Consider the following 16,709-nt stretch of genomic DNA (forward strand, 5'->3'; position numbering starts at 1 on the left):
AACACTTTTTTATATGTCCATAAAAAAGTCTGCACTTGCAAGCGATTCCATCGCGTCTTGCGCCCTAATAATAGAAAACAAATTGACCACATATTATATTTTAGGTTATAATTCAGAAAGTTTAAAAAATAATCTGATGAGAAATAGGGAGGTTATGAGGGTAATGGAGAGAGTCTATAATTTTTCAGCAGGACCATCAATACTCCCTTTGCCAGTTTTAGAGAAAGTGCAAAAGGAGCTATTAAATTATAACGGGACAGGCATGTCTATTATGGAAATGAGTCATCGATCTTCTTATTTTCAAAGTATTATAGAGGAAGCGAGTAACTTACTTCGTGAATTAATGAGCATCCCTGATGAGTATGAAGTTTTATTTTTACAAGGCGGTGCGTCATTACAATTCTCTATGATACCGTTGAACTTAATGAATACGTATAAAAAAGCTGGATACGTACTAACTGGCTCATGGTCTAAAAAGGCATTGCAAGAAGCCGAAAAAGTTGGGGAAGTACAAGTGATTGCTTCTTCCGAGCAAGAGAAGTTTACTACGATTCCTAAACTGGACGGTTTATTAAGTGATGAAAAACTAGATTATGTACATATTACAACGAATAATACAATTGAGGGGACAAAATATGTGGACATTCCACATGTAGAAAAAGTGCCGCTCGTTGCGGATATGTCCTCAAATATTTTATCAGAGCGATATGATGTTTCGAAGTTTGGTCTTATATATGCGGGGGCGCAAAAGAATTTAGGACCTGCGGGCTTAACGATTGCTATTATAAAAAGAGATTTAATTGGGGAAGCAGATCGCTCTTGTCCGACAATGTTAAATTATGAAACTTACAGTAAAAATAACTCCTTATATAATACACCGCCGTCCTTTAGTATTTACGTAACGAAACTTGTACTAGAGTGGTTGAAAGAGCAAGGCGGAGTATCTGCGATTGAAGAACAAAATAGAATGAAATCTTCACTTCTTTATAATTTCTTAGATGAATCAAAATTGTTTACTTCACCAGTTGATCCTACGTATCGATCACTTATGAACATTCCGTTTACAACACCGTCAGAAGAGCTGAACAGTGAGTTTTTACAAAAAGCGAAAGAACGAGGACTTGTTACGTTAAAAGGGCATCGATCAGTCGGTGGTATGCGCGCTAGTATTTACAATGCGATGCCAGTACAAGGCGTACAGCAATTAGTAAATTATATGAAGGAATTTGAGCTTGAGAATAGATAGGGAGATGGGGATATGTTTCGTGTTCAAACGTTAAATCAAATTGCAGAAAAAGGTTTGCAAGTTTTTACTGAAGAACGTTATGAAGTAGGAGATAGAATCAAGCATCCAGATGGAATTTTGCTTCGTAGCTATTCTTTACATCAAGAAGAGTTTTCAAAAGATTTAAAGGCGATTGCAAGAGCTGGCGCTGGTGTAAATAATATTCCTGTCGAGCGATGTACAGAAAAAGGAATTGTAGTATTTAACACGCCGGGGGCAAATGCAAACGCTGTAAAGGAACTCATTATTGCCAGTCTTATTATGTCTTCACGTAACATTATTAATGGTGTAAGTTGGACGAAAAACTTAGAGGGTGAAGAAGTACCACAGCTTGTTGAATCAGGAAAAAAACAATTTGTTGGATCAGAAATTGCAGGGAAACGTCTAGGTGTTATCGGACTTGGCGCAATCGGTGCTTTAGTTGCGAACGATGCGTTAGCGTTAGGGATGGATGTTATCGGATATGACCCTTACATTTCAGTTGAAACAGCTTGGCGTCTTTCTACACATGTGCAAAGAGCATTTAGCCTTGATGAAATTTTTGCAACGTGTGATTATATTACACTGCATATTCCTCTTACGAATCAAACGAAGGGGATTATTGGGGAACACGCTGTAGAGAAGATGAAAAGAGGGATGCGTCTATTTAATTTCTCTAGAGGAGAACTTGTAGATGAAAAGGTTCTTCAAAAAGCATTAGAAGAAGATATTATTACACATTACGTAACGGACTTCCCGAATGAAAATGTAATAAAGATGAAAAATGTAACAGCGACGCCTCACCTTGGTGCATCTACGTCTGAATCGGAAGAAAATTGTGCAGTAATGGCAGCACGTCAATTACGTGAATATTTAGAGACAGGAAATATTCGTAATTCAGTAAATTATCCAAACGTAGAATTGCCGTATATCGGAAAGAAACGAATTACAATTATGCATCAAAACGTCCCGAATATGGTAGGGCAAATTACAGGATGCTTAGCGGAACATCATATTAATATTGCCGATATGATTAATCGTAGTAAACATTCTTGGGCATACACAATGATTGATATCGATAACGGAATTGATGATATAATAAAAGAGAATATTGTAGAAAATATAAGCAAAATTACAGGTGTTGTAGCCGTTCGAATGATTGTGTAAAGGAGAGAGGAATGTGGCAAAAATACGAACGTTTCGGGCCATTCGTCCAGTAGAGGAAAAAGCGGCACAAGTGGCAGCTTTACCGTATGACGTATTAAATAGTGAAGAGGCAAGGGAAGTTGTAAAAGGGAATCCATATTCTTTCTTGCATGTTGATAAAGCAGAAATTGATTTAGATCCTGAACTGTCACCGTACGATGATCGCGTGTATGAAAAAGCGGGAGACAATTTAAAGCAATTTATACGAGAAGAAGTGTTCATACAAGATGAAGAGCCAGCGCTATATATTTATGAACTGACGATGCAAGGAAGAACGCAGTCAGGCCTTGTCGTTTGTACATCTATTGATGAGTATGAAGATGATACAATTAAAAAACATGAAAGAACACGTCATGAAAAAGAGCTAGATCGTATTCGCCACGTAGATGTGTGTGACGCAAATACAGGTCCGATTTTTTTAACGTACCGTACAAAAGATGAAGTAAAGCATTTAATTAGAAGCTGGAAAGAAGAGCATGCGCCAATTTATACATTTACAGCAGAAGACGGTGTTAAGCATGTTGCGTGGAAGATTGCAGATGAAGATGTAATTACGACTTTAGTAAACGCATTTGAAGATATTCCTAATCTTTATATTGCAGATGGGCATCACCGTTCTGCATCAGCTGCAAAAGTAGGACTTATGCGAAGAGAACAATATCCAAATTACACAGGAGAAGAGGAATTTAATTTCTTCTTATCGGTTCTATTCCCTCATGATGAATTATCGATTTGGGACTATAACCGAGTTGTGAAAGATTTAAATGGCTTATCAGAGGAACAGTTTTTAAATCAAATTACGCAGTACTTTTATGTAGAAGAAACAACTGTTTCTCCGTATAAACCAAATGAGCCCAAATCATTTGGTATGTATGTAAATAAGAAGTGGTATAAGCTTACTGTGAAAGAAGAAACATTTGATGCGAATGATCTTGTTAGAGGTTTAGATGTATCTATTCTGCAAGATCATTTATTAAGCCAAGTGCTTGAAATACATGATCCGCGTTCTGATTCACGTATCGATTTTGTCGGAGGAATCCGCGGATTAGAAGAACTAGAACGCCTTGTGAACAGCGGCGAATACAAAGCAGCATTCGCATTATATCCGACATCTATGGAAGATTTATTAGCAATCGCAGATGCCGGAGAAGTCATGCCACCGAAATCAACGTGGTTTGAACCGAAACTGCGTAGTGGGTTGTTTGTTCATTCTTTAAAATAAATAGACTTCTTTAGTTAGAAAAACCGAAATGATTTTTAGTTTCGGTTTTTCTTATTTTGGCTCAGTAAACGTTTAATGTTGATTTTAATGTTAAGATTGAAATATGTAACAACAGGTCGCTACAAAAAAATGGAGGAAATACGATGAAAATGCAGCTGCAAAAAAGTTTTTATGTTGAATTGAAAAATGCAATTCGTTGTCATTATAACGAACTTTTAACAAGATGCGGTGTTGACACAATATACGGGTACTCCATATTAACAGACGATTGTGTCAATAGCATTGGACCAGTGGCAAATAAAGAAAGACTAATCAAAGTTAATAAATCGGACCCTTTATACAATTATTATAGATACGGAGCTGTTGAGTGGAGCGAATGGAACGATTTTGGAATGTTTGATGAAGTGAACAAAATTATTAAGAAATATCATAATATCGTCGAAGATGACTTTAACATACGAGTACATACACTGTTGAAAGAAACGTTAAATGTGTTAATGGAACTTGAATCAGAAGGGTTGTTTGGAGATAGAGATGATAATCGATTTATTGTCATTTGTGTAACTGATTCATCGAACGAAATCATGATTGAATCAGCTCGATTGCTTAATACATTAAAGACATACGAAGAATATGCTTCAGAATTTGCATAAGAATGAACATAAGTAAAACTGCGCTCTATAAGAGGCGATTTTCATTTAATAGAAAGTCACCAATTAATAGTAACCATTCGTTGTGACGTAAGCATTGAACAATTAGAACCTGATGAAAAAACGTCCAAAGATAATTACGATGTTTATATGTATGAATCAACTTGGAAAAGAAGTAATGCAGGGGAGCTTTTCAGGCATTATTCTTTGATTGGTAGGAAAAGTAATGAATAAGTGGGCCCCCGATGCCTCCCAGGCTTAGCGTTTTAATTCCCTCCATAACGTATACTCTGTTCTTTCCTTAACTATTAGAAAATAGTTGAATAAGCTCGTCAACAAAAAGGACATTCCTAGTATTACAAGAAATGTCCTTTCCACTAAATTATAGGATATTTTACTAAAATTCAAACTCTAAAATCAGTTTACTAGTTTGACCTGTAAACTGATAATTATAGGATCCTCTCAGGTTTTCTAAGTTACCGGTAGCTTTAATAATTGTTCCTGGGGAATCTAAATTTCCTTTATCAAATATTCCTTGCTCTATAGCTGTAAATGTCCCTTGTTGCCCCTTATAAATCCCTTCAAAGTGTAAAAATCCAGAAATTTTAGCCGTAGCCAAGTGACCATCATTTATATTTGAGTCTAAATAATATAATAAGTATTCAACAAAAGCCTTTCCTTTTAATTCCCCATCAATATCATATTCGACATGAGCAATATTAATAGGGAGATCTTTTTTATTATCATCAATTGGTTTTTCATCCCACTTACTTACTGTAAATGTTACTTCCATACACGTAAATCCCCCTTTATCATTAGATAAGTAATCTCCATATCATTTAAAAAGTACCAATTCACTGTCATATCTCATAGGAGTGTTTTTATTTATTTGAGTCCTGTCATATTGCTATCAAGCTCATCAAAATAAAATACACCCTAAAATGAAAAAAAATTATAAAACTTATGGCTAAACTTATTTAAAGTTTTCCTTTATTCCACACCACTCTCCAAAATAGAGAAAGATCCATTCTCACAATCAATTTCTGCCATTGCACCGTAAGGTAAAATAAACTTCGGTTCAGTATGGCCAAAATTTAAATTATAAAGAATCGGCAAATCTTCTAAGTTATGTTCCTTCATAACCTGCAATATTTCCTGTTTATATTCTTCATAGTATTGTTCATCTTTCGGTTTACCAAAAATGATTCCTTTTGCTTTTTGCAGAATACCTTGTGCTGCATAATTTCGTAACCAATATTTTATATAACTTGGTTCTGGATGATCTTCAGAAGTTTCAAAGAAGAGAATACTATTCTCCCAATGTTTTTTCTCAGGCCAAAGTTCCGTTCCTTTTGCAAATTCCAATACTTCAATACAACCACCAATTAAGCGCCCCTGTACAGTGGTAGAGCCTTGAAGTACCTCATATCCATTGTTTTGCTGCATCGTACGTCTTGTATCCTTATTTATTTCAATCCATTCTAAATGCTCACTTGTCCATTCATGAGCTGGTTGAATCTCGCCAATCGTTTCATTTGAAAAGAGGGTACGATTTACCATTTCAATTGTGTATGGATCCATTTCTACATTTTCGGCAAAATCGGTCAGAATTGCTGGACCGTATAAAGAGGAAAGGCCTGCTTTATGACAAAATAAATGTGTAATAGTAACGTCAGAGTACCCCATAAAAATTTTCGGGTTTTCGCGTATCACATTAAAATCTATATAGGGAAGTAACCGGATGCTATCTTCACCGCCAATATTCGCGATAATTGCTTTCACGCGTGTATCTTTAAATGCTGTCATTATATCTTCGGCACGAGCCTCTGGATTGTTATAAAGGTATTCGCTACCTTTTAAGCTATTTGGCATTGGGATAACCGTAAGACTAAAAACTTCTTCTAATCTTTTTACTCCTTGCTCATATCGCCATCTTATTTCAGCATCACCTGCTCCTCCCCACGAAGGACTTACTGTCGCTACGATATCTCCTGGCTGTAATCTCTTTGGTTTTATTAACATATGAATCCCGCTCCTACATAATGTAATGAACTACGGCTATACAAACCGTAGAGTTGAAGAACATTGTACATGACATTAGTTTCTCCGCCTTCAATAAGTTCACCTGCTGTAATTTGAGAATTTAGTATTAGTGCTGAATATAGGAATAATCTACAAATATTTTTTGCTAAAATTTATATTTGAAAATCACAGTATGCATCATTGCATGAGGAAAACGGTTGTTATTTTTATAACCTGTAACTATAATGATTACAGGTCGGTCGTATCCAATCAAAAAAAATCATCATGAATGGAGATGTTACATATGGGTATGAAAAAAATAATTTTAGCAGGTGCTTTAGGGATTGCAGCATTATCAGGAACAAATGTACCAGGATTAGAACTAACAAAAGCGAGTGCAGCTTCTATTGAATCGAATTTCTCGACGTTAGAAGGACGAGTAGTAGAAGTAGATAACGGTGTGATTGTTGTAAAATCTAAGCAATATGAGGAACCTGTTAGTGTGTATATTGATTCACTTTCAAACGTGAAAGTAGGAGATGAAGTAAAAGCTACTGGATCTATGATGCGTAATTTTACAGAATATATGGTTGCAACTGCAGTTGAAAATACAACAAACAAGTTAGGTATGCACATGAAAGAAGATGGCTCACCTAATTATGTAATTGGAGAAGTATCAAAAGTAGGAACGATGGAAGATGAGGGAGACGGTGCTACTAAATATGTTGTAGTTGAGTATCCATCGTTAAATGGGAAGAAAGATATTATTGATGTTTTCTTAACAAAGGGACAAGTATTTAATGTGGGTGAGAAAGTGAAAATTGATATGAAGTATGTAGGGTGGGGCGGAAGTTCTATTAACTGGAACACAGTTGACCATATTGAAAAAGTTCATGAAGCAAAGACGAACGTTGAAAATAATGATGATGTATGGATTTGGTCTTAATAAGGCGAGTATAAGTCGTTATTTGCAATTTTCTCCAAACAATACATGTAAAAACTAAATGTATCATGCAGTACCCATCTAATTATCATTGTGTATGACAATTAGATGGGTACTTTTTTATTTGAAATTTGTGCAAGTCAATGTTCAGCATTTCTTTTTAAGAGTAAATTACGGGTGAAATCAAAACTTTATTTGCAGTACATAATAAATAATGTTGATTTTTTATCTTATATTAAAATAAAAACAAACCACTGTTCGATTTGAATATTCCACGATATAATAGTGAGAGTTTATGGCAGAATAAATATTTACATAAGAAGTGAGGTACTGTATGAAAAAAAGAACGACAGACATTATTTTTATTATTATCGGTGCATTTCTTTTTGCGTTAGGTGTCAATTTATTTGTTATTCCGAACGAGTTTGGTGAGGGCGGGGTAACAGGTATCACGATTATTACGTACTATTTATTTGAGTGGTCACCAGGTTTAGTTAACTTAATTTTAAATGCGATTTTGTTAATAGTCGGTTATAAATTTTTAAATAAGATTACAACGATTTATACGATTATCGCTGTAGTGACTAACTCGCTATTTCTTCATTTAACAGAAGGCTGGACGATTGCTTCTGATGAAATGCTCGTAAATGCCATTTTCGGTGGAATATTTATCGGGTGTGGTATTGGTCTTATCATTCGCGTTGGTGGAACAACTGCAGGTACTACGATTTTAGCAAGAATGACGCATAAGTATTTAGGCTGGAGTATTAGCTATGGTCTACTGTTCTTCGATTTAATCGTTGCGTTTTCATCTTATTTCATCATTGGTGCAGAAAAACTGATGCTGACAATTATTATGTTATATGTAGGAACGAAAGTAATGGAATTTGTAATTGAAGGCTTAAATCCGAAAAAGGCCATTACAATTATTTCTGATAAACCAGATGAAATTGCCGGGAAGGTAACTTCTTTAATGGGTAGAGGGGTTACTGTGTATTCAGGTCATGGTTATTACACGAAAACTCCGAAGGACATTCTTTATGTTGTTATTAATAAGCAAGAAGTAGTGAAGCTAAAGCGGATTGTTCAAACTACAGATCCGGCTGCCTTCATCGCTATACACGATGTTCGTGATGTGTTCGGAGAAGGATTTGTTGATATTTCGAAGGCTTAAAAATTGTTTTTGATTAAAATAATCTTAATACTAAAACGTGAGAATCTATTTTGAATAATCTTTTTTCAAAATAGATTCTTTTTCTTTTTCTTGCAAAAAATCTAATTGTTTTTTAATGTAGTGATGTAGAAGGATGAACGAGAGAGGGTTTAATGAAGATGATACATATTTTATTAGCTGATGACGATAAACATATTAGAGAGTTATTGCATTACCATTTAGAAAAAGAGGGGTTTAAAGTTTTTGAAGCTGAAGATGGAAAGGTAGCGCAAGAAGTATTAGAGAAGGAAAATATTCATCTTGCGATTGTAGACATTATGATGCCGTTTGTTGATGGTTATACGTTATGTGAAGAAATACGGAAGTATCATGATATTCCTGTTATTTTATTAACGGCGAAAGACCAGTTAGTGGATAAAGAAAAAGGATTCATTTCTGGCACAGACGATTATATCGTAAAACCATTTGAACCAGCTGAAGTGATTTTCCGTATGAAAGCATTGCTGCGCCGTTATCAAATGCTGAGTGCAGACATTATTACACTCCACGGAACGACAATTGATCGTAAAGGCGTTGAGGTGAAGTGTAACGGACAGACGATTCTACTTCCGTTAAAGGAATTTGAATTATTATCACAATTAGCTAGTTATCCTGGGAGAACATTTTCAAGAGAAGAGCTAATTGAATTAGTATGGGGAATGGATTTTGAAGGAGATGAACGAACAGTTGATGTTCATGTGAAAAGGCTCCGAGATCGTTTCTCAAAACGAACGGATGATTTTCAAATTACAACGGTGCGCGGCCTCGGGTATAAGTTGGAGTTGAAATAAGATGAAATCACTATATTCTAGATTTGTATTTATGACGGTCGGCATTATGCTACTTAGTAGTATTATCGGCTTTTTATTAACGAACGTATATTATCAAGTGAAGTTAAAACCGTATAATAGTGAAAAGATTTTAAAGTATGCGGAAGAAGTTAAATCGTTATATGAAAAGCAAAGTGAAGAAAATCAAGAGACGTATTTGCATTCTATTGCAAAGTTAGGGTATGAAATTTATATTGTCGATGATCAAAAGAATGGAAAGCGTATCGGTAATGCGTTTCGTAAGACGTCTATTAGCGATGCTACTGTTCATAAAGTATTGCAAGGAGAAACGTTTAATGGTGTTTCTACGTATCCAACGCGTCTTTTTATTACAGGATTTTTCGATAATGAATTAATAAATAGTGTTGGTGTACCGGTAAAGCACGGTGATAAACAGTACGCGTTATTTATTCGCCCCGACATTCAGAACCAATTTGGCGAAATGCGAATTTTCTTAGCGGTATTACTTGGGTTTATCGTACTATTAAGCATTATCTTTATAGCGATTGCAGCAGGTTATATCGTTCGCCCAATCCGTAAATTTACGAAGGCTACGCAAAAAATTGCGAGTGGGGAATATAAAATTGAATTAGACGTAAAACGAAAAGATGAAATAGGAACGTTATCTACAAGCTTCCAAAAGATGACGAAAAGTATTAAAGAACTAGATGAAATGAGACAAGAATTCGTTTCGAACGTTTCACATGAATTTCAATCACCACTTTCTTCCATACAAGGTTTTTCAAAAACGTTGCAAACAGAAAAGATGAGTGAGGAAGAAAGAAATCATTACTTACAAATTATTGAAGGTGAAAGTAAGCGAATGTCTAGTTTATGTAAACAGTTGCTTACGCTCGCTTCATTAGATAAGGAGGAAAAGGTTTTACAAATAAAAGACTTTTCCTTACAAAAACAAATTAAAGACGTCATTTTTATGCTTGAATGGAAATGGCGGGAAAAAGATATCGCCGTTGAATTTGATGTGCCGGACATTACAATTCAAGGTGATGAAAACTTACTTCATCAAGTATGGAGTAACATTTTCACGAATAGCATTAAGTTTTCAAACGATGGTGGAACGATTGAGTTTTTCGTGGAAGAGTTAGAGTCTAGCGTTATAATTTCTATATCAGACAACGGAATCGGTATGGAAAAAGAAGAAATGGATCGTATTTTTGATCGTTTTTATAAGGTGGATACAGCGAGAGCAAGAAACGTAGAAGGTAGCGGTTTAGGGTTATCAATCGTGCAGAAGATTGTTGAACTGCATAAAGGGACCGTTTCGGTATATAGCACGAAAGGGGAAGGGACGACTGTTCGGGTTGAACTTCCTAAATAGATGAAAGAGGCTGTTTGGGAACAGCCTCTTCTTTTTTTGTCGCTAGTATACGTGTAAAATGAAAAAATATGAGTCATTTTAATTGCATAATCGGATGAGTTTATGGAGTGGGATTAGGAGGAAGTTTATTTAAAAATGTAGAATCTCTACAGAGTTAGAGGAAGTGTATTAAAACTTGAACTGTGTAGGGAGGAAATTACTTTGAAACGAATTGACTTGTTATTAAATAAACTAGATTCAACATTCGATAAAGAGAGTTGGTATGCACCGTTTAAACATGCTATAGAAGGACTTACAGCTGAACAGGCTATGTGGAAACCAGCTGGAGAGACAACGAATACCATTTGGGAGAATGTTAATCATCTCACTTATTACAAAGAAAGACTTGCTGCAAACTTGGAAGGACGTGAATGGACACATAATCTTGACGGTAATGACACCTTTTATCTTACTAAGCAATCTAATAATGATACGGAATGGAAGGAAGTCGTTGAACGCTCTGAAAATGCTCAGCGTAATTTAAGACAGGTATTAAGTGCAATTTCTGAAAGAGAGCTTGAACAAAATTCACTTGAAGGTAAATTACTGGACATCATGCTTCATGATGCTTATCATACAGGCCAAATTATTCAATTAAGGAAAATGCAGGGGGCATGGTCATCAAAGCGTTAACTGCCGTTTTAGGTTGGTGCTTTTGTTGAATAAAATTTAGATATTCAAACGACTTTATTATTATATTTTTAACCCCGTCCCAAATTTAGAACGGGGTTATGTTTGCTGGCTATAAAGCAGCACCTTTCCCGCGCTCCTCCCTAAACTGCACTCCAAAAGTATCCGCTGTAATCTCATCAGCTTTTGGCAATGCTCGTAATTTCGGATGAAGTAGCCATACGAGAGAAATAAATAAAATACCGATGCTAGCGAGTGCGAAAATGAGTTGGCTACTAAATACATTTGCGGTGTATCCGCCAATTAAAGAACCAAATGGCATCGCAATTGTGCCCATACTTCGCATAACTGAGTTGATGCGTCCAATATATTGATTTGGAATTACCATTTGACTAATTGTCGCAAACAATATGTTCGTAGCTCCAATTGGAATCCAAGCTAGACCGAATAAGAAAATAGACATCCATTGAAACGGTATAATCGTAGAGAGAAACCAAAAGATAGCGCCAGTCGTAAAGCTAATAATGGAGACACGGCCAACATTACGTTTGCCAACCCATGAACTGAATAATGCACCGATGAGACTACCTGCTGATATAGCAGCTAAGAAGAAACCATATAATTTCACACCACCTAAAGAATCAGCGAAAGAAGGGAGTATGGCCATCGTCATACCGATTGAAAAATTAGCGACAACGGAACCGATTAAGAAGACGCCCATTAATGAACGAAAGACGATTGAAAACCCTTCTTTTAAATCAGAGAAATATTGCTTGGTTGAAAGTGTTGTGCCTGCTTCAGTTTGCTTTGGCATTTTCAATGAAAAGAACAATAGGGCAGTAATCGCGAATGTAAAAGAGTCGATTACATATAAAGTGATTGCGCCAAATAGTGCTACTAATATGCCAGAAAGAGTCGTACAAATTAAGTCAATGCCTTGATACGCAAATGAAAAGAGTGAATTTCCTTTTAATAATTGTGTTTTATGCAGTAGAAGTGGTAAAGCTTTTGATTGTGCGGGATAGGCGAATTGTTCAATAAAGGCTACGATTGGCATGATGATGAGTAGTAGGTGGACTGTTAATAGGTCGAAGTAGTGTGTAATAGGAATGATTAAAATAAGAATGCATTGCAAAACTTGTGTGATGACGAGGGTGTGTTTAATGGACCATCTATCAACGAATGGACCAGTAAGAAATTGAAGTGCAGAAGGTAATAATGTAAGAAAACCAGCTAATCCAGAATAAAAAGGATTACCACTTAATTTGTATACGAGCCACATCGCTGCTACATAATACAAACTATCTCCTACGTTTGTAAAAATTCTCCCTAAAAATAATAAGAGGAAATTCCGGTTTTTTAATATGTCCACTTTATCTACTCCTTTATAATAAATTTATTCGGTAAAATAAATTTGACCGTTTATGTAAAAAAAATCGTATTACGATTTTTCTTCTTTTTTAATAAATTGCTGCATTGTTCTCTCAGCGATTTGAAGTGCAGTAGTAGAAATATAATAAGGTTTACTATTCGGATCTTTATCTGCACCTTTTGTGATTTCGTTTAATTCAGCCATTAATTCATAAAACTTTTTTACCCACACTTGAAATTGTTCTGGCGTAGCATCAAATTCCCAGCAGGATGAAACGTAATTCCACTTAGCTGGATCTTCACTTGCATTTCGTAATGTAAAAGCTTCTTCTGGTGCAGCGAGAATTTGGCTTTTCGTTCTTTCTATCATTTGTAAAAAGATTTGGCGACCTGATTCGCTTAATATTTCTAAATGAGGTAATAGATCTGTAGCAGGGGTGAAGCCTTTAGCGACAGATTGATAAAACTTTTGAACAATCCCATTCTTTTCTTCTGTATAAACGATCTCTATAAGACCATTCTTTTCTAATTCTTTTAAATGATAATGAATTTTCGCCCTTGAAATGCCGAATTTCTCAGATAGTAATTGTCCAGTATAAGGACGTTCGCATAGACGTATCATCATTTCGGAACGTAGTGGATCGCTTAATGCTTTTAGTTGGCTATAAGTAGTTAGTGTTAATACGGGCTTCAAAATGATCAACTCCTTAAATTAAATTACTCGGTCAAGATTATTTGACTGAATTGTATCAAGGATTTCGAATGTTTTCAATACTTTCTGAAAATTAAATCTTAATCTCTGTAATCTTCTGTTCATATTCCGTTCATATTTCTTTTTTATGATAAGTGCATAGAAAGAAAGAGGAAGGAGCGAGCGAAATGTTTTTAGCTCTGCGTGAATTAAAACAATCAAAATTAAGATACGGATTAATCGGATTGATTATGGTGTTATTATCATTTTTAGTCCTTGTTATTTCAGGATTAGCAAATGGATTATCATATGATAATGCTTCATCGATTCAAAATATGGAGGCAAATAAGTTCGTTTTAGCAGATGATGCGGAAAATAAATTACTTCGTTCACAAATTAAGAAAGACGATGTAGATAACGTAGTAAATCAAGTGGGCGAGAAAGAGGCAGTTCCGTTTCGGGTGAAAGTTTCAACGTATGAAAAGAAAGATAGCTCGAAAAAGGTTGATATCGCTATTTTCTCAAGCGAACGAGATTCATTTTTAGAACCGAACATTGTAAAAGGGGAGAAATTAGGTACAGCAAACAACGAGATGGTTGCTGATGAATCGATTAAAGAGAAGGGAATCGATATTGGAGATACAATTATCGATCCTGTTTCAAAGAAAGAATTTACAATCGTCGGATTTACGAAAGATCAAATGTTTAGCCATACACCAGTCGTTTATGTAAATGAAGACGTATGGGGATCTATTTCACAACCAAACCAAAAAGATTATAGTGCAATTGCACTTAACACAGATAAAGAAATTAAAAATGCTCACGTTATCGATAAAAAAGAAGTACTGCAAAGTATTCCAGGATTTAAAGAAGAGCAAGGAACTTTAACGATGATCATTGCGTTCTTACTTGTGATCGCTGCGTTATTAATCGGTGTATTCTTCTATGTTATTACACTACAAAAAACACAGCAATTAGGTGTATTAAAAGCAATTGGTACGAAGAACTCGTATTTAGCAAATAGTTTAGTCGTACAGGCGTTATTCTTATCAGTCGTTGCGATGGTAATTAGTATCGTTCTTGTACAAGGATTAGAACAAATTTTACCAGCGGGTATGCCGTTCTTATTAACAACACCGATGATTGCACAATACGCAGCAATCTTTATCGTAATTAGTATTTTAGGAACACTTATTTCGTTATACCAAGTATTAAAAGTTGATGCATTAGAAGCAATTGGAGGCGGGATGTAATGACTTCATTATTGAAATTAGACAAAGTAAGTAAAGTGTACGGAGAAGGGAATACGGAAGTAACAGCCCTTCATCCGATGTCGCTTGATGTGAAAGCTGGAGAGTTTATCGGAATCGTCGGTCCTTCTGGATCAGGGAAAAGTACATTATTATCAATCGCGGGTGCACTATTATCACCGTCAAAAGGGGATATTTACATTCGTGAGCAAAATATTACGAAGCTATCAGAAAAGGAAATGACAGACATTCGTTTGAAAAAAATCGGCTTCATTTTCCAGTTCGCAAATCTTGTTCCATATTTAAATGTGAAAGAACAACTACTTTACATTGCTAAGTTAAAAAAAGAAAGTAAACAAGAATCAGAAAAGCGTGCGGATCATTTATTAGCGGCATTTGGATTAGGAGAAAGAAAAAATCATTATCCAAATCAACTATCTGGTGGGGAAAAACAAAGGGTAGCAATTGCTCGTGCGTTCATGAACAACCCAGATTTAATATTAGCGGATGAGCCAACGGCAAGCTTAGACTCAAAACGCGCACGTGAAGTTGTTGAAATGATGAAACGTGAAGTGAAAGAGAGCCAAAAAGCAGCAATTATGATTACACATGATGAAAGAATGCTTGATGTATGTGATCGTATATTGACGCTTCGAGATGGACAGTTAATATAAAAAAAGGAAAACCGTACATGTATGTGCGGTTTTCCTTTTTTTAATGGATTTATTTAGAGAATAACGTTTTAATTTTATTACGAGTAAGTAATAAAATCCCGCCTAATACAGATAGCATTCCTAGAGCTATATTGTTTGATTGCTCGCTACCAGCGTTAGGAAGTTCTTTAGCGTTATTGTTTTTAGTACCATTATCTGCTTGCGTTTGTTTGGACTGTGATACTTCATTAATCTTGTTATCAACATTTTGCTTCGTTGTATGTAACTCAGCTAATTTGTCGTCAATTTTTTTCTCAGTATGCTTAAAGTCGTTGATTTTAATATCTAAGTCTTGTTTTTTCTTTGTTAAATCGTCTGAAACAGTTTGTTTCGATTGTTTAATTTCGTTAATTTTATTTAGTAAATCTTCTCTAGCCTTTTGTAATTCAGCTAGTTTGTTTTTTACATCTTGTTTAGCTAGTTCTAAGTTAGCGGAAAGACTGTCTAAATTGCCTTTAATTTTCTTAAGTTCCTCTAACGTGTTACCAGTATTCGGCTTGTTTTCTTTTAGTTCAGCGAGTTTGTCTTCAGCAGTTTGTTTCGCTTTCTTTAACTCAGCTAATTTTTCATCTACTTGTTTTTTAACTTCCTTAAGTTCATTAACCTTTTGATCAATGTTCTCTTTATGTTGCTTCATTTCATTCACTTTTTCATCGACAGTTTGTTTATGTTCTTTAATCTCATTCACTTTGTTATCGATATTTTGTTTATGCTCTTTTACTTCAGCAACTTTATCTTCTACTTGTTTTTTATGCTCTTTAATTTCAGCGATTTTATCTTCGGCGATTTGTTTGTCTTGCTGAAGTTTTGCATCTAACTCTTGTTTATGTTGTTTAATCTCGTTAATTTTTTCATCAGCAACTTGTTTACGTTCATGTAGTTCATTCACCTTCGTATCAACATTTTCCTTAACTTTGTTAAGTTCATTTAATGTTTGATCCACGTTTTCTTTGTGTTGCTGTAATTTCGCATCTAACTCTTGTTTATGTTGCTTAATTTCAGCTAATCGATCTCCCGTACTTTGCTGAGGAGTAGCATCATTTACTTCCGCCTGAGCAGAGTTCGCGCCAGCAATCATTGCTAAAGCTAGTGTAGACGCAGCAATTGTTTGTTTTGTTTTCATATTTTTGTACCTCTTTTCTTTCATATGCATGAGCTGTTTTGTGTAAAATTGAGCATATAGAAGTAGATTATCTTATTATTATATACTATGTTAGGCGCTTAGAGGAAGGATTTGCATAATAATCTATGATTATGTAATTTTTATAATCTCTTATTTGGGGTAGGGGAGTACTCTTTAGCAAATGTAGTTTTTCCAACTGTAAT

The 16,709-nt window shown here is 35.2% G+C and carries 16 protein-coding genes; 11 read left to right on the top strand and 5 right to left on the bottom strand.

The window, feature by feature from the left end; all coding sequences use genetic code 11:
* Window positions 1-163 precede the first annotated feature (163 nt).
* From serC to ACTFN4_RS13265, 4 genes are all read left to right on the top strand, one after another.
* Window positions 164-1,246, top strand: coding sequence for a 3-phosphoserine/phosphohydroxythreonine transaminase (gene serC, locus ACTFN4_RS13250; RefSeq protein ID WP_000442921.1), 1,083 nt, complete (start codon window positions 164-166; stop codon window positions 1,244-1,246).
* Between the two features lie 12 nt (window positions 1,247-1,258).
* Window positions 1,259-2,431: a 3-phosphoglycerate dehydrogenase family protein gene (locus tag ACTFN4_RS13255; protein WP_025686842.1), complete on the top strand. Its 1,173-nt coding sequence runs from the start codon at window positions 1,259-1,261 to the stop codon at window positions 2,429-2,431.
* A gap of 13 nt (window positions 2,432-2,444) precedes the next feature.
* Window positions 2,445-3,692: a DUF1015 domain-containing protein gene (locus tag ACTFN4_RS13260; RefSeq protein WP_439962398.1), complete on the top strand. Its 1,248-nt coding sequence runs from the start codon at window positions 2,445-2,447 to the stop codon at window positions 3,690-3,692.
* A gap of 143 nt (window positions 3,693-3,835) precedes the next feature.
* The gene (locus ACTFN4_RS13265) at window positions 3,836-4,345 is read left to right on the top strand and encodes a DUF4303 domain-containing protein (RefSeq protein WP_001989073.1); all 510 of its coding nucleotides are present in this window, start codon (window positions 3,836-3,838) and stop codon (window positions 4,343-4,345) included.
* Between the two features lie 394 nt (window positions 4,346-4,739).
* On the opposite strand, the gene ACTFN4_RS13270 is transcribed toward ACTFN4_RS13265, so the two are convergent.
* Both ACTFN4_RS13270 and ACTFN4_RS13275 read right to left on the bottom strand, forming a co-directional pair.
* Window positions 4,740-5,135 carry a DUF3224 domain-containing protein gene (locus ACTFN4_RS13270; RefSeq protein WP_439962400.1) on the bottom strand — a complete coding sequence of 132 codons (396 nt, stop codon included), beginning with the start codon at window positions 5,133-5,135 and terminating at the stop codon, window positions 4,740-4,742.
* Between the two features lie 197 nt (window positions 5,136-5,332).
* A complete protein-coding gene (locus tag ACTFN4_RS13275) occupies window positions 5,333-6,364 on the bottom strand; it encodes a S66 family peptidase (protein WP_000905874.1) in 1,032 nt (343 codons plus the stop codon).
* A 304-nt stretch (window positions 6,365-6,668) separates the two neighbouring features.
* Here ACTFN4_RS13275 and ACTFN4_RS13280 point away from each other — a divergent pair, with 304 nt between their 5' ends.
* From ACTFN4_RS13280 to ACTFN4_RS13300, 5 genes are all read left to right on the top strand, one after another.
* Window positions 6,669-7,310 carry a F0F1 ATP synthase subunit alpha gene (locus ACTFN4_RS13280; protein ID WP_000525486.1) on the top strand — a complete coding sequence of 214 codons (642 nt, stop codon included), beginning with the start codon at window positions 6,669-6,671 and terminating at the stop codon, window positions 7,308-7,310.
* A 331-nt stretch (window positions 7,311-7,641) separates the two neighbouring features.
* Complete coding sequence (locus ACTFN4_RS13285) at window positions 7,642-8,481, top strand: YitT family protein (RefSeq protein WP_000747495.1); 840 nt, start codon at window positions 7,642-7,644, stop codon at window positions 8,479-8,481.
* Window positions 8,482-8,633: 152 nt separating this feature from the next.
* Window positions 8,634-9,311 carry a response regulator transcription factor gene (locus ACTFN4_RS13290; RefSeq protein ID WP_000781959.1) on the top strand — a complete coding sequence of 226 codons (678 nt, stop codon included), beginning with the start codon at window positions 8,634-8,636 and terminating at the stop codon, window positions 9,309-9,311.
* Window position 9,312: 1 nt separating this feature from the next.
* Entirely contained in the window at window positions 9,313-10,689 is a 1,377-nt protein-coding gene (locus ACTFN4_RS13295; RefSeq protein WP_000839519.1) for a sensor histidine kinase, read from the top strand.
* 201 nt (window positions 10,690-10,890) lie between these two features.
* Window positions 10,891-11,361: a DinB family protein gene (locus ACTFN4_RS13300; protein ID WP_439962402.1), complete on the top strand. Its 471-nt coding sequence runs from the start codon at window positions 10,891-10,893 to the stop codon at window positions 11,359-11,361.
* A gap of 109 nt (window positions 11,362-11,470) precedes the next feature.
* On the opposite strand, the gene ACTFN4_RS13305 is transcribed toward ACTFN4_RS13300, so the two are convergent.
* Together ACTFN4_RS13305 and ACTFN4_RS13310 are read right to left on the bottom strand one after the other, a co-directional pair.
* Window positions 11,471-12,730, bottom strand: coding sequence for an MFS transporter (locus tag ACTFN4_RS13305; protein WP_439962404.1), 1,260 nt, complete (start codon window positions 12,728-12,730; stop codon window positions 11,471-11,473).
* A 69-nt stretch (window positions 12,731-12,799) separates the two neighbouring features.
* Window positions 12,800-13,423 carry an ArsR/SmtB family transcription factor gene (locus ACTFN4_RS13310; RefSeq protein WP_439962406.1) on the bottom strand — a complete coding sequence of 208 codons (624 nt, stop codon included), beginning with the start codon at window positions 13,421-13,423 and terminating at the stop codon, window positions 12,800-12,802.
* A gap of 185 nt (window positions 13,424-13,608) precedes the next feature.
* On the opposite strand from ACTFN4_RS13310, the gene ACTFN4_RS13315 reads away from it, so the two are divergent.
* Both ACTFN4_RS13315 and ACTFN4_RS13320 read left to right on the top strand, forming a co-directional pair.
* Window positions 13,609-14,673, top strand: a complete 1,065-nt coding sequence (locus ACTFN4_RS13315; RefSeq protein ID WP_048657077.1) for an ABC transporter permease — start codon at window positions 13,609-13,611, stop codon at window positions 14,671-14,673.
* Window positions 14,673-15,344 carry an ABC transporter ATP-binding protein gene (locus tag ACTFN4_RS13320; protein ID WP_000202606.1) on the top strand — a complete coding sequence of 224 codons (672 nt, stop codon included), beginning with the start codon at window positions 14,673-14,675 and terminating at the stop codon, window positions 15,342-15,344. The genes ACTFN4_RS13315 and ACTFN4_RS13320 overlap by 1 nt, the downstream gene beginning before the upstream one ends.
* A 49-nt stretch (window positions 15,345-15,393) precedes the next feature.
* Here the strand turns inward: ACTFN4_RS13320 and ACTFN4_RS13325 are convergent, their stop codons facing one another.
* Window positions 15,394-16,506 (bottom strand): LPXTG cell wall anchor domain-containing protein, encoded by a 1,113-nt coding sequence (locus ACTFN4_RS13325; RefSeq protein WP_439962408.1) that lies wholly within the window; start codon window positions 16,504-16,506, stop codon window positions 15,394-15,396.
* Window positions 16,507-16,709 lie beyond the last annotated feature (203 nt).

Origin of the sequence: Bacillus cereus group sp. MYBK95-2, from assembly GCF_051915225.1 — a bacterium.
GTDB classification, from domain to species: domain Bacteria; phylum Bacillota; class Bacilli; order Bacillales; family Bacillaceae_G; genus Bacillus_A; species Bacillus_A cereus.